At 71.0% G+C, this 17,833-nt stretch carries 5 protein-coding genes; all 5 read left to right on the forward strand.

Annotation, left to right across the window (positions count from 1 at the left end; translation table 11 throughout):
* The first annotated feature begins 287 nt into the window (after positions 1-287).
* From MNQ95_RS14670 to MNQ95_RS14690, 5 genes are read left to right on the forward strand one after another with little or no spacing between them, the layout of a single operon-like run.
* Entirely contained in the window at positions 288-923 is a 636-nt protein-coding gene (locus tag MNQ95_RS14670) for a hypothetical protein (RefSeq protein ID WP_241953315.1), read from the forward strand.
* Positions 920-10,765, forward strand: coding sequence for a DUF6603 domain-containing protein (locus tag MNQ95_RS14675; RefSeq protein WP_241953316.1), 9,846 nt, complete (start codon positions 920-922; stop codon positions 10,763-10,765). Before MNQ95_RS14670 ends, MNQ95_RS14675 begins: the two co-directional genes overlap by 4 nt.
* Positions 10,765-12,762, forward strand: a complete 1,998-nt coding sequence (locus tag MNQ95_RS14680) for a hypothetical protein (RefSeq protein ID WP_162410452.1) — start codon at positions 10,765-10,767, stop codon at positions 12,760-12,762. The genes MNQ95_RS14675 and MNQ95_RS14680 overlap by 1 nt, the downstream gene beginning before the upstream one ends.
* Positions 12,759-13,778 carry a hypothetical protein gene (locus MNQ95_RS14685; protein ID WP_241953317.1) on the forward strand — a complete coding sequence of 340 codons (1,020 nt, stop codon included), beginning with the start codon at positions 12,759-12,761 and terminating at the stop codon, positions 13,776-13,778. Before MNQ95_RS14680 ends, MNQ95_RS14685 begins: the two co-directional genes overlap by 4 nt.
* Positions 13,778-17,809 (forward strand): hypothetical protein, encoded by a 4,032-nt coding sequence (locus MNQ95_RS14690; protein WP_241953318.1) that lies wholly within the window; start codon positions 13,778-13,780, stop codon positions 17,807-17,809. The genes MNQ95_RS14685 and MNQ95_RS14690 overlap by 1 nt, the downstream gene beginning before the upstream one ends.
* The last annotated feature ends 24 nt before the right edge of the window (positions 17,810-17,833 follow it).

Consider the following 17,833-nt stretch of genomic DNA (forward strand, 5'->3'; position numbering starts at 1 on the left):
CAGCTGATGCCATACCCCACCCCTTCGATGGGCCGCGGCTGCGGCAGTCAGGGCCATGCTGTGCGGCGGACGGACCAAAAGTAAACCGGCGCCCGCGATCCGTACCGGCAGGTACGGGCCATGATCGCGGGCCACCGGCGTATTCATCTTGCATGTGGCCGCAGCTTTGGCGCCCTTGCGTTCGAGGAGAGGCAACAGTCGTTTCCTCCCCGTAAGGCCACCTCCGGATGCGCATGCGTCCGTGCGGTCGCCATGTCACGCGCGGCACCCTATTGGAGGGCCCACGGATGGCCGACACCGTCGCTCCCGAGTTCGTCCGTTTCATCGAGACCGAACGCAGCGCAAAGCGCCTGCCACAGGCCGCGGCGCGAACGAAGATCGCCGAAGGCGATGTGTTCCCCACTGTGTTCGTCCCCGCCACGCGGCTCACGCCGCTGTTGCGCGTGGGGGCGGGTCGCGCCGCCGGTTTCTTCCGTGCGACGAAGAAGACTGAAGTCATCTGGGTCCAGGGTGACAGCGAGCTGGCCGTGGGATTCGCCGCAGTCGACGTGAAGCTGGCCGACGGTGCGCTGCAGGTCAGCATCCCGGTGCGTTGCGACCAGATCGGCAAGGGCACGGTCACCGTGCTGTTCGTGGTCGGTTCGGCGGCCTCGCCTTCCGGACTGTATGCGGCCACCGCCAGCAGGCCGATCGGCCCCGAGCCGGTGGTGGCGATCTGGAGCGAGGCGCTGGTCGCATTCGCCTGGAACTGCCTGCTCGAACTGGTCGGCGGCATGGCCGCCGCGGTGGGCAAGGACCAGCGCGGCAACCTGCTGGTGCCGGTCGAGCTTTCGGCCCGCAAGCAGGGCATCGAGATCGTGCCGATGGCGCGGTTCCGGTTCTCCGGCACGAGTTCGCTGAAGAGCACGGCGGTGCGCTCGTGAGCCTGGGCAGCGGTGATTTCGGAGTCCTCGGCAACCTGGGCAAGGCGCTGGGCATATTCGATGCCGAGGGCGATCCCAACCAGGACTGGTTCGCCAACCCGGAACATTCGCTCAGGACCATCCTGGCCAGTCCCGCGCAACGCGAGGCCCTGATGGCCTTCGTCGATGAGGCGATGGGCGGCGCGGAGCGCAGCACAGACAACGGCCTGACCTGGTTGCCGCTGCTGCAGATCGAGGACCCGCCGCTGCAGGTGGCCGTGACCGTCGACGAACGACCGACGGAAGGCCTGCACATCGGCCTGGGCCTGCGTTGTTCGACCACCGACCCGGGCTCGGCCACCACGCTGGCGATCCCCCTGTTCCGCGCACAGAAGGAAGGAGGCTTGCCGGTCGAGCCCCTCCTGCTCGGCTCCAGCGGCGGACGCATCCGCCTGGGCAGCACGATCACGCTCGATGCCGCGCCGCCGGTGCCCGGCCAACCGCGGCTGGGCGGCGTGGGCCTGGAAATCGATCTGCCCACCTCGCCGTACGATCCCGCAGCGCCGGTGTTCGCGCTGTTGCTCCAGGGGCTGCAACTGCCGGGTGCACCGACCCCGCGCGACGTCCGCGTCTCGGCCGATGGCACCGATGCACTGGACGATGCCCTGCTCGACCTGGTGCTCTCGCTGGTCAAGGCGCAGGCCGATGCCGCCGCAGCCTCGCCCGAACTTTCGGCGCTTGCCGGCCTGCTCGGCCTGCGCGATGGCGACCAGGTTCCCGACTTCCCGATCACGACGCTGCCGGCGCGCGGCGCGCTGGCGATCGCCGACTGGATCCGCGGCATCCTCCTGGACACCGCTGCGCGTGCCGACTGGCTGGGCCACCTGGCCGGCCTGCTCGGTGGCAGCGTGGCCGCGGGTGCGGCGCGCTTCGATCTTGGGGGTGCGGCACAGCTGGAACTCGCCCTGCGCGTCGACAACGGGCCCAGCGGCAACCCGCGCCTGACCCCGTCGCTTTCGGTACTGCTCGGCACCGGCAATACCCGCGTGGAAGCACGCGCGGACCTGTTGCGCATCGACCTGGTCACGGGCCAGGCCACTGCCCTGCCCTCGCTGGGACTGTGGGCCGCCGCAGGCACGCCGGCCAGCCCGCTGCTGGACAGCACTGAAGCACGAGCCGAGACGCTGCGCCTGGGCTTCGCCCTGGATGGGGCGCGACGCCTCACCTTCGTGCTGGCAGCCGACGGCGTGCAGGTGCGCGGGACTTCCTACGGCACGCTCGACCTGGGCACGCCCGATGCGGTGATGGGGGCCGCCGGCGCCATCGTTTCCGATGCACTGGACGAGATCGCCGACGAGGTACTCGCCGGACTCGGCGACGCATTGGGCCTGGTCCGGCGCCTGACCGGCCTGTCGCCCCCTGCCGGGGTTCCAGCGATTTCCGCGCAGCAGCTGCTGGCCGATCCGCTTGCCGCCGTGGCCGATTACTGGCGTGCCCTGCTGGCCGTGCCCACCGCCGCTGCCAGCGTGCTCGAGGACCTGCGTCGCGCGATCGCCGATGCGGCGCAGGACGCGGTGCCATTGATCGGCGACGGCACCCGTGCCGCGCCCTGGCGCCTGTCCCTGGCCGGACCGCTGAACCTGGAGGTCTGGCGCGACGGTGACGTGCTGGTGGTCGACCTGGGTGTTGAAACCGTCGTCGCCAGCCTCGGTGCGGCCTCGACCGTGCAGTCGCGGATCGCGGCACGGCTGGCAAGGATCGACCTGGCCAATCGCGGCGTTGAACTGCTAGGCCAAGTGGAAGCGCTGCTGGCCACGCGTGCACAGGGCAGCACCCCGCTCGCGCGCCTGGCACTGGCCGACGGCCTGTCACTGGAGGCCGGCCATGCCGGCCTGCGCATGGCCTGGTCGCCGGCGGCCGGATTGTCGGTGGCGGCGGACGTGCCGGCGCTGGCCCTGCATCGGGATGCGACACAGTGGCCGATCCGGCTGCCGGCCATCGCCGCCGATGGCCGCGTGGATCTCGCGCCTGCCGACTGGGATGGCGTGGAGGCGCTCGCCGGCCAGCTGGGCCGCCTGGCGGGTGGCTTCACCGCCGAACTGGTCGCGGTACTGGGCTGGGATGGCCCGCCGGATGCATCCTCCGCCCAGCGGCTGCGTCTGCGAGACCTGGTCGATGACCCTGCCGCGGCGTTGCGCGCGTGGTTGCCCTTGCTGCTGGGCGGCGACCTGCGCGAACGCGCATTGGCCATCGCCGCCGACCTGTTTTCCGGCACCCCGGCATTGCCCGGTGTGCTCGCGGGTATCGGTCGTCCGGATGATCCGTACCGGATCGCGGTCGACCCGGCGCTGCCCGAGCTTGCGCTCTGGTTCGCTCCCGAGGGCATCGCATCCGTGGTGCCTTCGATCGACGACCTGCTCGATGGCTGGCAACCCGGACAGGCCGGGCTGCCGCCGGCCGTACTGCAGGCGGCATTGGTCGCACGTGCCGCGCTTTCCGCCGACCTGCGTGCGCTGCTGTACGGACGCGACGTTGAAGCCGCGCTGGCCGCGCTGCAGCAACGCTGGGCCGGTGGCGACGGGCGCATCGTCATGCCCGCGACCGCACCTGCAGGCGTGACCCTGCATACCGCGCCGCTGTCTGCGGTGCAGTTGCCTGGACGCATCAACCTGCCCGCGCTGCTGGGCCGTCCGCTGACCACCATCGTGCACGTGGCACTCGGCACCGATGCCTGGCCCGATGCCCCCGCCGGTCGACGCATCGACCTGTGCGGCAGCGGGCGCGATGCGTCGATGTTCGCCTTGCCCGCTGCGGCCACGGGCGAGTGGTACGTGGCGCTGGGGACGCGCGCCGAATGCCGGGGAACCGGCGGCGGCGACGGTACCGCGGGGCAGGCTGAGCGGCTCGCACGCTGGCTCTCGACGCTGAGTGCGGTGGACAGCCAGGTCGTGGTGGTCGCCGTGGCGGGAGCGGGCCATGCCGCGCGCGTCGCTGCGCAGAAGCCCGAATGCGCTTGCGTGACCGCACTGGTCACCTTGGGTACGCCGCTGACGCCGGTCTCGCTCACTGCCCTGTCGATCCAGCCCACGGCCGATGCGCTGCGGCTGCTGCAACGCCTGCTGCCGGCACCTGACTCTGCCGACTCGGCCGAACTGCAACTGGGCCGCGGCCTGGTCCGCTCGATGATGGAACTGGCCGCCCTGCCCGATCCGGCCGACGACCTGGGCCTGCCCGATGTCCCCCCGCCGCCGCCGCGTGCCGGGCTGGATGTGCGCGCGATCTTCGGCGTCGTCGCGGAAGCGGATGTGGCGCGCGCACTCACCGCGATCGTCGCCGCCGGCCTGGGCGCGCGTACCCAGACAGCGTCCCCTGCCACCGCGATCCGCGCCGGCCTGCACTGGCCGCTACCGTCGGGCGCGGCTGGCACGCTGAACCTCAGCGGCGGCGCCCAGCTCGAGCTTGTCGGCAGCGACATGGCCGGCAATCCGCAACTGGCGCGGGCGCTCCACGTGCAGGTCCGGATCGACGATGCGATCGGCTGGATCGTCGCCACCGATGAGCTGGAACTGCGCGCGGTCTCGATCGCGCTGACCCTGCCGCTGGCGGGCGACCTGCCGGCGTCCGCGCGCGTGGTGCTGCACGACGCGCGCATCTATGGCCAGTCCTGGGAGGCGCTTGCCTGCGGCGGGCCGGCCGATGCGGTGGCCGCGGTCCTGCCGGAAGCGCGCGTGCTGCTGGCGGCTGCGATGCAGCGACTGACCCGCGACACCGCCAGCCAGGCATCACTGGCGCTGTCGCAGCTGCTGAAGGCGCTGGGCATCCTCGATGGCGCCTTCGGTCTGGTCGGCGACGCGCTCGACCAGTTCGTGCACGATCCGGCCGGCCTGGTCCGCCAGCGCATGGCCAGCGCAGGCAGCGAAGTCGCCGCTGCAGTGGCTTCGCTGCTGGGCCAGCGCGGCATCGGCATCGACCTGCCGGCGCGGCGCGTGTACGTGGAAGGCGAAGGTCGCGGCCGCTTCGACTGGTCACTGGATCTGTCGGCGGGCGCCGATGGCCCGGTAGGCCAGGCGCGACTGGGGTCGATCGACGTGCCGGTGACCGGCGGTCTGCAGTTGCAGCTCGACCTCGATCCATTCCGCGTCGCGCTGGACTGGCAATTGCCGGGCGGCGGCTCGGAAGCCGTCGAACTCTGGCCCCTGCCCGATCCGCAGGCACTGGCTCGAATGGCGGCGCGTGCCGCGCCCGGCCTGGCTGCGCAGGCGGCCGTGGAAACGATGCGCCGTGCCGATGTAGCTGTGCGGCCGGTGCTCGACAGCGCGCTGGACACGCTTGGCATGCTGGCCGGTGTTGCCAGCGATGCGCAGCGATCGTTGCGGCCCCTGGTCGGCATGTTCGCCGATCCGGTCGCGTGGCTGCGCGGCAGCGGCGCGCTGGCTACCGATCCGGTCCGGATCCAGGCGTTGCTCGATGCGTTGCGACCGCTCATGGGCTTGCCAGGCAGCGTGGGCCAGTCGCTGGCGCTGGCGCCGGGTGTCACGCTGGCCGTGGCCGCCGACAGCGGTGGCGCGCGCCTGGCCCTGGGTGTGGATTCCTCCTCGTGGAATGCCGCCCCAGCGGTAACCGGCCGGTTGGCCTGTGGCATCGGTGCCACGCTGGCCCTGTCTGCCGGCGCAGCACCACGCCTCGGCCTGGAAACCCGCATCGGCCTGTCCGGGGGGATTGGCGATCGCCAGTCGCTGGCCGTTGCACTTGGCGACAGTGGCCTGCGCGTGGCGCTGCGACCGGCCAGCGGTGCCGACATCGCCTTGCTGCCGTTCGCCGGCCTGGGCTCGCTGGCACAGACCGCGGCCGAATCGGTGTTGCCCTTCCTGCTCGACCGCATTGCCGGCCTGAACGGCACGCCCGGCGATCTGGTTCGCGCGGTTGGCGACGCACTCGCGCTGCGTCGCAATGCGAAGTTCGACGTCGATGCCTTGCGTGCGTGGGCGGCTGACCCGGCTGCGGCCCTGTCCGGGGCGATTCCCACCCTCACCGGCGGCGCACTGCAGGCCATCGCGCCGCTGCTCGACGACTTCCTGCCTGCGGCCGTGCAGGCCACGGCGATCCCGGCCCAGCTCGACGTCACCGTCTCCGGCGTCACCCTGGTCTGGCGTCCGGGCGAAGGTCGCATGCAGGTTCTGGCACCCTCGCTCGCCGTGCCCGGCATCGAAACGCTCGGCTTGAAGCTTGCGGTCAGTGCGGCCGGACTGGACGAACTCGCCGTCGCGGTCGGACCGGCACGGATCGACGCGGGCGGCGTGCTGCTGCGACCGTTCGCCAGCATTGCCGCCGGCAACGCACCGGCCGGTGGCCGCCGCGTGCTGCTCGGCCTTTCGGCCGACGACACGCATCATTTCGCCGCACGCTGGAACCTGGACGGCGGCAGCTTCGACGTAGTTGCCAGCGATGGCGTGCTCGCCGACGCGATCGCGACCACGGACCCGGCCCAGGTCGCTTTGCGCATCGTCGACGTGGTCGCCGACGTGGTCGCAGCGATGGCCATGGCCCAGCAGCCGGTGCAGGACCTGCTCGACACGTCGTTCGGCTCGGCCGCCGGCTCGGATGTGCGCAGGCTGCTGCAGGGCGTGCTGCTGGACGATGCCGATCCGGGCCAGCTCATCGACGGCCTGTTCGATCCGGAGGCTCTGCTCGAACGCGTCCAGCGCCTGTTCCGGAATATTGCCGGCGCCGCATTCGAGATCGATGCCGGCGACCTCAAGCTGGCCATCACCAGCTCCGGCGATGGAACGATCGGCCTGCAGGTCGGCATCGACAACCGCTTCGCCCTGGTCGAGGGCGATGTCTGCCTCTGGCTGGAGAACGATGCCGACTGGATCGAGGATGGCAGCAGCGACCCGGGCGGCGGCGTGTTCGTGGGCCTGATGAAGACCGGCCCGCTGGCGTTCACCCCCAGCCTGGCGGTGCGCGGCGTCGGCCTGCGTGTTGGCAAGTCCAGCGGACCTTTGCTGGATGCAGGGATCAGCATCGGTTCGGTGGCGCTGCATGTGTTCGCAAATGTCGATGGCGACACCGCGCCCGACCTGGGCCTGCAACTGCAGTTCTCGGAGCTGGCCGTCGCCACCTCCGGCGCACAGGGCGACAACGGCGTCGCCCAGGGAATCATGCGCGACACCGGCCCGACGCCACCCAAGCCTGCGTTCTCGCCGGCGCTGGCGATCCAGTCGCACGACGGCGGCCCGGTCAACGTGTCGCTTTCAGCCGGCGATGGCGCCGGCCCCTGGTGGATCGGCATCCGACGCGGCTTCGGTCCGCTGTACCTGGAACAGATCGGCTTCGGCGCCACGTCGCTCAACGGGCGCCTGGAGCGCATCTCGCTGCTGATGGACGGCTCGGTGTCCATGTTCGGCCTGACCTGCACGGTCGACGACCTGCAGATCACCTACTTCGCCGGCAACGACGATTTCTTCAACCCCGCCAACTGGCAGGTCGACCTCGCCGGGCTGGCGGTATCGGCCGACATGGCCGGCGTGTCGCTGGCCGGTGGCCTGCTCAAGCAGACCACGCCGAAGGGCACCGAGTACCTGGGCATGCTGCTGGGCCGTTTCGCGGTCTACGGGCTGACCGTGTACGGCGGCTATGGCGAAGGCGAACAGGACGGACAGAAGTTCACCGCATTCTTCGCCATCGGCGCGGTCAACGGGCCGATCGGCGGCCCGCCGGCGTTCTTCCTCACCGGCATCGGTGGGGGCTTCGGCATCAACCGCCAGCTGCGGTTGCCATCGGACCTGGCCCAGTTCGGCGACTATCCGCTGATCCAGGCGCTGGACATCGCCGCGTCGCCCAGCGACCCCATGACCCAGCTGCGCGAGCTCGGCAGCTACTTCCCGATGCAGCGCGGCACGTTCTGGTTCGCCGCGGGCATGTCCTTCAACAGCTTCGCGCTGGTGGACGGCATCGCGGTGGTCGGTGTCCAGATCGGCGATGGACTGGACATCAACCTGCTCGGCCTGGCGCGCATGGCCTTGCCGCGTCCGCAGGCTGCGCTGGTCTCGATCGAGTTGGCGCTGATGGTGCGCTTCTCCAGCAGCGAAGGCGTGCTCTGGGTGCAGGGCCAGCTCACCGACAACTCCTGGCTGCTGTACGAGGACGTCAAGATCACCGGCGGGTTCGCCTACGTGATCTGGTTCAAGGGCGAGCGCGCCGGCGAGTTCGTGCTGTCCCTGGGCGGCTACCATCCCGACTTCCACCGCGACGGCTATCCGGTGGTGCCGCGGCTGGGCCTGCGCTGGAGCATCGGCAGCAACATCGTCATCAAGGCCGGTACCTACTTCGCGCTGACTTCCGAAGCGCTGATGGCCGGTGGCGATTTCGAGGTCTCCGCCCGCTTCGGCCCGGCATGGGCGGAGGTGAAGTTCGGTGCGCACGGCATCGTGTTCTTCGATCCGTTCCACTACGACGTGAGCGCCTACGCGCGGATCGCGGCGGGCGTGACCATCGACACGTGGCTGTTCGGCGAAATCACCTTCTCGATCAACATCGGGGCGCGCATCCACGTGCTGGGCCCGGATTTCCGCGGCAGCGCGACCTTCGAGATCGGGCCGATCGAGCTTACGGTCAGGTTCGGCGGCAGCGAGAAGGCCGACCGCAACCTGCTCGGCGCCGACGCGTTCATCGGCAAGTACCTGGAAGCGGCCGACAACGGCAAGGCCCGCCCGCATGCGGTGATGGTCAACACCGGCGCCCTGCCGGCGCGTGGCGAGGATTCCACGCCGGACGGCTCGGCGTCGCGGCCGTTCGTCGTGGTCAACGAGTTTTCGATGAGTTTCACCACCACCGTGCCCGCCACTGGCGTCGCGCGCACCCAGCCACGCCCGGGGCAGCAGGCCAGCACATCCCATCCACCCAGTGCCGCCCTCGGCGTCGCACCCATGGGCGCGGCGATGACGGCTTCGACGATTGGCCTGGCGTGGCGGGCCGATGGCGCGGACCGACCATTCCCGTTCCGCGACCGTGCACGCCCGCACGGCAGTTTCCCCATGGGCATCTGGGGCCCGGAGCAGGATCCGAACGCGCGCAAGGTGCCCAAGGGCGAGATGGTCAAGGCGCTCAACGAACTTGATCTGGTGTGCAGTGCCGAACCCAGCGGTGGCGGTCCGCAGATCGCCTACCACCAGGTGGAGATCGGCAAGCGCAAGCCGCTGCCCTTCAGTCGCCGCCCGGCCGCGATCAGTGCGCAGCTGGCAGCGGCGCAATCGGTCGCCGCACTGGTGCAGCAGCCCGGCACCACCGCCGCGGCATTTGCCGTTGCCCGCGACTATCTCGCACGCACCGCCACGCCCACCGCGCTGGCCGCGCTGCGTGGCGAACGGCAGTCGCCGCCGCGCGTCGGTGCGCTGACCGAGGGCCTGGAGATCGCGCAGGCCACGACCGTGCCCGCGCCCGCATCGCCACCGGCGGTAGCCGATTACGACCACTTCATCGATGCCCCGGTGGTCGTCGGCCTGCTCGACGGCGTGACGGTTGGCGTGTCGGTCGCGCCCAGGACACGCACGAGCGTCAAGGGATCGGAGCGCGGCTGGCGCATCGCACCGCCCACGCTGGCAGCGGTCGACGCCGGTCGCAGCCGTTCGATCGCCGCGCGACTGACGGTGGTCGATACGCCCGCGCTTGCGAGCCGCAATGGAACCGTGCTCGCGGCCAACACGCTGCCGCCCACCGCGATCGCACACGCGGCCAGCGCCAGCGTGGCCCGCCAGGGCTCGGCGCAAAGCGACGCGTTGACCGGCTTTGCCGCTGCGATGAGCACCCGGGCCGCGGTCGTGCGCCCCCGGAACCGGCGCGCTGCCGCCGCCTCGGGAGCCACCCTGGCCGCGGGACAGACCGTGATCCTCAAATTGCCGAATGCCCGCGCCGATGTCGCCAGCAACGCCGAGCGTCCCCGGCTCGTGGTCTCAGGCATGCCCGCTCGCGTGGTCCTGCTGGCGCATGGCGGCCGTTGGCTGGCCGACCGGCAGGTCGGGCCGGGACAGGACGCGGCGTCGCTGGAACTGCCGGTGGGAACCGAACGGATCATCGCGATCGGCCAGGGCAGCATGGACGCGGGCGCTGTCGCCGCACGCGGCCTGTCCGGCTGGCACGCCGGCATGCAGCTGCCTTATGCGGGCTGGTCCACGGCGGTCGCTCCGGGGTGCGTCGTGCGCGCACGCGGCCAGCGCCTCGCCCTGCATGGCGAACGCCAGGACGCCGGATGGGTCGGCGGCGCCGAGCTCGTGCGAGGCACCGGCACGGTGGCCACCACCTTCAGCGGCGCGCCACGCATGCTGCTCGTGGCGCTGGACGATCCGGCCGTGGCCGGCGAACCCTCCGCTGCGCGCCAGCTGCTGCTGGGCCTGGACGGCGCGGTGCGGGTGCGTGATGGGGCGAGCGACCGGCCGCCGGTGCTGCTGGTGATGGACAACCGCAGCGTGCTGGCCTACGACATCGTCGCCGACGGCGACCGGCCAGTGGTGGTGACCATCGCCAGCGACGACGACTGGTCGCTGGTCGGGGTGATGGCTTCGCCGGACCTGGATGCGAAGTCGGCGATCGCCATGATCGCTGCGCGCGGCCTGGACGCGGTCGTGGCGCCCTTCGCGCCTGCCTCCATTGCGGGCAACGCTGCTTCGAGCCTGCTGGCATGGCAGGGACCGGTGCGCGACCGGCAGACGCGGATCGCGGCAAGGGCCCAGGCCGGACGCCCGTTTGAAAGCGGAGCCACGAAAGAACCCGCCGCGAAGAAGCCGTCCCGCGCGTCCCCGAAGAAATCCCCCGAACCCGCACGCACGCGGCACGGCAACGCACGCAAGAATGGAGCGCCCCGCTGATGCCCCCGAATACCGGCCACTTCATCCTGCACTCCAACGTGATGCCGCGGATCACCGCAGGCCGCTACCAGCTGTCGACGCGGCAGACCGGCCAGCCCTTCGAGGTCGAACCGGAGATCACCCACATCCAGGTTTCGTCGCCGCGCTTCACCATGCCGACCGACCAGGTCCTGTCGAGCTTCCCACCGGCCAATGCCGAGGGCGCATTCGGCGAGAGGCTGCCGCAGATCGTGCTCAAGCGCCGCACCCTGCCCTGGGAGCGCAACCCCGCCGGCGGCCTGGAGCCATCGCAAACACCCTGGCTGGCGCTGGTGGTGGTGGCCGAGGGCGAGGCCGAACTGTCGACCGCGACGCGCGTGGCCGACTGCGTGACGCCCGGCACTTCGCTGTCGCATCCGGAAGATCGCGATGTCGAGCAGGGCCTGTACCTGGCGGTCACCGAAACGGTGGTGCGCAAGATATTTCCCTGCCGCGAGGACCTGCCGCTCCTAGCCCACGTGCGCGAGGTGGACGTCAACGACACCGAGCTGGCCAATGGCGACGACGATGGCTGGCTCGCCGTGATCCTGGCCAACCGTCTGCCCGTGTTCGACCACGCCAACGGCAAGGCGGTGCGTTACATGGCCTGCCTGGTCAACCTGGAAGGCCAGCTCGACGCCCTGCCGCCGCCGCAGACCATCGCCGACAGTTTCGTGTTCGAACTGGCCCAGGACTGGTCGGTGCTGGCGAACCTGGAAGCGCGCAGTCCGGACCTGCGCGTACTGGGTGGACTACCGATGCCGCAACCGCTGCGCACGCCGCGCGACACCCCGGTGGCCGCCGCAGTCTCCGCCCCCACGGCCAAGGCCTCGCCGATGGGGCCCGCGCTCGACGGCATGGCTTCGATCCGGGACGTACCGGTGACCCGCCAGTGGTCGCCCGTGACCGCGCAGGTGACCGCGGCCGCGCGCGAGCCCGATGCCAAGGTGCTGGTCCGCGACACCATGGCCAAGGGTTTCCGCCTGCCGATCGAGCTGTACGCCCGGGAGAAGACCCTGCGTTTCCCGGTGCTGTCGCACTGGTCGTTCACCACCGCTGGCGAAGTGGACTTCGAGAACCTGATGAAGGATCTGGACGTCGGCCTGCTCGGCACGCTGCCCGAGGCTCCAGCCCCGGCGGCGACGGTGCCGGAAGTGGTGCAGACCGGGCACATCGGCCTGGACCACCGCACCCGCCGCGGCGATCCGGTCCGCGCCTGGTACCGCGGCCCGTGCGTGCCCTTCCCCACTGCGCGCAATGGCGATGCCGCCACGACGGCCGCGGCACTGGCGCATTCGGCCGACCAGTTGCGGCGTGTGATCCCCGACGGCCGAGAAGACCTCGGCCTTGCGGCGGCATTCGAGATCGGCCGACTGATGGCGCTGTCACAGCTGTCGGTGGTATCGGCGCTGCTGCGGTTCCGTGCCGAGCAGTTCGGTGCGGGCCGGGTCCGCGAGCTGCTGGCCGGACTGGTCGGCTTCGAACTGCCGACCTTGGGCGCGGCGCGGGTGGACCTGGGACGCTTCGTCGCCCTGCACGCACTCACGAATTTCACCCGCGACCCGGGCACCACGTTCGGCCTGCGCCGCCCTGTCGCCGATCCGGGCCGACCGTTGCGGATTTCGGGCGATCTCGACGCGGTGATCGCCGAAGGCCTGGGGCTGGACTTGTCCGCCGTGCGCAAGCAGGCCGACAGCATCGGTGTGATCGCTGCGCTGGGAAGCACGACGGCGCCACTGGCCAGTCCCGGCCGACCGCCATCGGACAAGGTCATGCTGCCGGCCCTGCAGGCCGCGCTGCGCGGCGAGCTGCAGCGCACGCTGGAAGTCGCCGCGCCGAAGAAAGCCGTCCAGCGCGACACGCGTGCCCGCTCGGGCGCCGCCTCGAGAACCCCGGTGCGCGACGCGCTGGACGAACTGCTGGACAGCCTCGCCGCGGATGAGCGGGTCGGCGACGAAGACGGGGAGGAAACGCCATGAAGTCCGCCATCAACGCGCAGGTGGCGCTCAAAGCCGCCCTCAAGGCCACGCAATACACCGACCTGGTCACCGATCACGATCCGGACGATGGCAACCATGTCGTGCCGGGTGAACTGCGCCGTTTCCTGGCCCGGCTGCGCCTGCTGCACGGCGTCCCCTTCAGTTACCTGGTCCCGGACGCGGACCTGCTGCCGCTGGAATCGATCCGCTTCTTCCACCTGGACCGGGCCTGGACCGATGCACTGGTCCAGGGTGCGCTGAGCGTGGGGACCATCACCAGCACCGACCGCGCCCAGCTCGAAGCGGTCTATCCGCATATCCGCGACGAGGTGGATGAAGCCGAGCGCAACATCCGGCGCCCGGCGCGCGAGGACCTGCTCAAGGCAGGCGGAGGTGCGATCACCGGCTTCGTCATGCGTTCGCGCCTGGTGTCCGGATGGCCCAACCTGCACGTGCGCGCCTATTCGGTGGACTCGCTGCCGGACAACGCGCTGACCACGCAGGCCGAATCGAGCCCGTACCGGATGAAGGTGCTACGCCTGGAGCGGCTCGCCCCCTCGGTCCTGCTGGTCCTGTTCGATGGCGTGCCGGCGGTGGTGCACATCGAGGAACCCCGCCAGGGGCTGCAGTTCGGCGTGCGCACCACGCGCAACAGCCAGGGCAGCAGCCAGGCGCGCCTGCCGGTGCGCGACTGCGCCAACGGCAATGGCGTACCGCCCCTCGATGCGATGGTGGACGCCAACTCGGTGGCCGTGCCGTTCCGCGCGAACGCGCCGGGCGTGATCAACATCCACGAGCTGCGCAAGCGCCTGGCCATCAAGGCGCCCCATTCGGGGGGATCGCTGGAATCGAACGAGTTCGCGCTGCAGATGCTGCGTTTCCCGTATCGCCAGGTGTTCGGCGACCCGGACAACAGGGAGCAGCAGCGGTTCTACCCGCTGGACCAGTTCAAGGTGACGCTGGCGCTGGACACATGGAAGACGCAACTGGCCGGCAAGCTCGACGGAGGTCCCTGATGGCTACCCGGATCCGCAAGGGAGACACCGCCGTGCCGCCGGCCGGTGCGGCCGCCAATCCGAACGCCGCGACCCGCGAACTGTTGCGAGGCAAGCGTTTCCTCGCCGCCGACCGCGCCGCCATCGACCTGGGCGAGATCGCGACATGGGACAGGTACCTGCTGCGCGAGCGGCGCCTGCTCGCGCCGATCGACGTGCAAGCCTTGTACGTCCCGCCCGGCGGCAGCGAGCCGATGGTGCGGTTGCCGATGCTGGTGGCCGGCGCTGGCGGGCATGCAGTGCAGGACGTCGAGGACGGCATGCCCGACCCGTTCGACCCGGGCCAGCCGCGACCGGCCGGCGTGCACCTGCACTGGGCCATGCCCGACGCACTGCTGCGTGGCGAAATGAAGTCCGCCGCCGATGGCGCGCCGAACCGCCTCGCCCTGCCGCCGCTGCCCGACCGCTGGATCGTACTGAGGCTGCTGTTGCCTTCGGGAGCCGCGAAGCCGGTGGTGACCGGCTGGGTCCTGGAGGCCGATCGCGCGATCGCCGTGCCGCTGGCGCAATGGACCGAAGATGGCGCCGCATCGGCCAGCGCGACCCCGGCGGGCACTGCGATCGACGCCGACGCGCTGACCGGCACCGTCGGTGGCGCGGTCAGCTGGTCGGGCGTGTACGACGCCGTGCTCAACCGCTTCGCCTTCCACGATCCGCTCGACGACGTGGATGCGCTGGCGCGACCTGGCGTGGAAGAGGACTGCGCGAGCTACGTCGTGGCCGGCTGGTGGAGCGATCCGGGCCGCGACCCGCTCGACGCGGCGCGCAGCAAGGCCAGCCTGCATGAACTGCTCGAGCGCATGCGCTGGCGGCTGCTCTACGAATGGGGCGACGAGACCGCCGAGCGCAGTCGCCAGCAGGCGCAGGACGACTTGCGCAAGGCGCTCGGCCTGACCAGCGCCGCGCGCACCGATGCCCCGCGTCCAGCGAAGAAGACGGCGCGACAGGCACGCGCCGCCGCGCAGTCGGCCAAGGCCACGGCCTATGTGCCGCTGGACAAGACCGTGCTTGCGTTACAGCCGAATCTTTCCGCCTCGGTGTTCGCGGCCGATGCCGTCCAACGCTTCGTCGCGCCAGCCTGGCAGCTTCGCTCCTGCCTGCTGCATGGCGTGATCCATGGCGTGCCGGTGCGCGGCGAACCTGCAGTGGACAGACGCCCGGACAGCCGCACCCTGGAAGTTTCCCTGGGCTTGCAGGAGGACGACCTGCTGGCCGCGCTCGCAGTCCCCGGAAGCGCGGGCATCGAAGCGCGTCGTGCCGCAGACCGGCTGCTGACCGCATTCACCGCGCAGAAGGTCGATCGGCTCGGCGCCGCCGATGGCGCGGTCGAACTGGAGGAATACGAGCATGGCGTCGCCTTCGCCTCGTTGCCCGCCGGCTCCGCGGGTAACGACCGCTACCTCAAGCGCGTGCAGACCGGCGGCGTCGGCGGCCTGGCGCTGGGGCGCAAGCGCGGCATCGAGGTCGCCGCGCGCCAGAAGAGCAAGACCGGTGCATCCGCCGCGCAATCGCCGCTGCTGCAGGCGCAGACGCATTTCTCCGTGCATGCGCGGCCCTCGCTGATGATCGCCAGCGAAGCGGCGATCGGTGACCTCGCCCGATCCCGCGTCGGCGACGTACTGACCCCCACCGAAGCACGCGTGGTCGACCGCCCGGCCCCGCGCCACGCCTTCCCCACCGAACCGATGGTCGCCGTGCGCGGCGCCAGTCGCAGCCTGCGCCATAGCAATGACGGGCGCTTCTCCGCGGACGGCAAGCTGACCTGCCGCTGGCCGAGCCACGTCGTCTCGTCCATCGATGGCGTCATCGCCAGCGACCGTTTCATCGCCTCGCTGGGCAACGGTTCGATCCCCGCCGAAGTCCTCGGCCTGGCCCGCGAAGCGCTGCTGCACGACCCGTACCACGACGAGTGGATCGCCGCGGCGCTGGCACCGGCCGGAAGCAGCCGCACCGCATTGCTGAAACGACTGAAGGCCGAATCGGTGCTGCGCTATGGCCGCGATGGCACCTACGACGGTGCGACGGTCGCCTTCGATCCGGTGCTTGCGCGGGCCACGCCGGCGCGCGCGATGGCCGCCCGCCAGCAGGTCCGCGCCGGTGCCTGGCAGCAGCAGAAGCGGGTCGCCGACGAAATGCGCCGCTTCTCGCTGTTCAAGGGCGCCGACCCGGATCCGGTCGGCGTCACCACCTGGGCCCAGCCGTGGATTCCGATGTGGCTGGAATGGGAAGTGAAGGTCGAGGGACTGGATCCGCCCAGCCTGGAGGCCTGGACGCTGGGCGCGGTCGACTTCGAGAACGCCACCGTGACCATTGCCGGCGGCACCGCCCAGGTGCGCGGGCGGGCGCAACTGGCCACCGGCGCGGCAAAGACCCTGCACGACGCCATCGACGACTGGCTGCGCAAGGAGGACGCGCTGGACGCCGCCGAAGCCGGCCTGGTCGACGAGGACGTGGAAGACAGCTATCGCATCCTGGCCGATGCGGTGGAAGGGCTGGACGTGGTGACGGCCACCCTGGATGGCCTGCGCCACCAGTTGCTCGGCCTGGAATCCACCGATGGCCTGCGCAGGCCCGCGATGCCCGGGGGCGTCGCCGAACCGGCTCCCGTGGCGCCGCCACGCGGCCTGCTGGCCGGCACCCTGGCCCTGACCCGCGCGCGCCTGCTCGATGCATTCGGGCGCACGCTGGAAGTCCCGGTCGATGCGGTACGCACGCCGGCGCGCGCCGCGTTCGATGATCGTCCGGACGTGCTGGCCATGCCACCGCGCCTGTTGCGACCGGCCCGCTGGCAGTTCCGCCTGGTCGATGCCGCGACGCCTGCCGGTGCCGAGGGCATCGAGGCGCGGGTGGACCAGATCGAACCGGCGTTGCAGGTCAGCCCGGTGGCCGGTTTCCTGATGCCCGACCACCTGGACGAAAGCCTGGAGTTGTTCGATGCCGGCGGTGCGCCGGTCGGCGAGCTGCTGCACGAGCCTGGCAGCGGTGGCGTGATGTGGGAGATCGCCGCGGGCCGCGAAGGTCCGGCCGACGCCGGGCCGCATTACGGGCTGGCCCCGGCGCAGAGAGCGCTGGGCGACTTCGCCGCCGCACTGGTGGCCGCCGACGCCGCAGCGCGCCAGGGCGCCGCGCTGGATCCGGATGGTCCGGGCGAGAGTGCGCTCTCGGCGATGCTGCGCGCGGTCGACACCACGCTGTGGTCGGTCGACAGCTTCGCTTCGCTCGGCAGCGAACACGTGGCCGGACTGGTCGGGCGACCGCTGGCGATGGTCCGCGCGCAGTTGCGGCTCGAGCTGCGCCCTCCCGAGGACATCGACCTTTCCGATCCGCAGTGGGCCGAAGCCTGGCGCCAGGCCGAGCGCGACGCGGCCAGGTACGCGTTCCCGGTCAGGATCGGCGAGATCACCCGCAGCGACGACGGCGTACTGGGCTTCTTCGTCGATGACGACTATTCGCGCTTCCGCCTCGTCGACAAGGCGATTGCCGGGGCCGCCACCGAGTCCGGTCGCAGTCGCGGCCAACTGGGGCTGTACCCGCCGGCGCCGGGAATGCCCGCCAACGATGCGCTGGTCCATCCCTACATCGCCGGCAGCGACGATGCGGACACCTTGCACCTGCACCTCGGCCAGCAGGTGACGCTGACCATGCTGATGCATCCCGCGGGCAAGGCCACGCTCACCTCGGGCCTGCTGCCGCGCAAGCAGCTGGCGCTGGCACGCGACTGGGTCGGCCCCGGCCTGACCGCGCTCGCGCCATCGCTCAGGACCGGGCCGGTGCTGGTCGAAACCGACCTGGCCAGCGAAGGCCAGGTGCGCCTGCCCAAGGTGTCGGTTTTCGGCAAGGACCAGAACTTCCTGTGGCGGGATACGCCTGCCACGTGGCGCACCGACGCCATCCTGGCCGCGACCCAGACGGCGCTGCTGCCCGACAGTCCGGCCGAGCTCCGCGAGGGCTGGATCCGGGTCGCACCGGACCGTCCCGAAGGCACGTCCTGACCTCCCGCATCGCCATCGACATCC

Source organism: Pseudoxanthomonas daejeonensis (assembly GCF_022637495.1).
Taxonomy (GTDB): domain Bacteria; phylum Pseudomonadota; class Gammaproteobacteria; order Xanthomonadales; family Xanthomonadaceae; genus Pseudoxanthomonas; species Pseudoxanthomonas daejeonensis.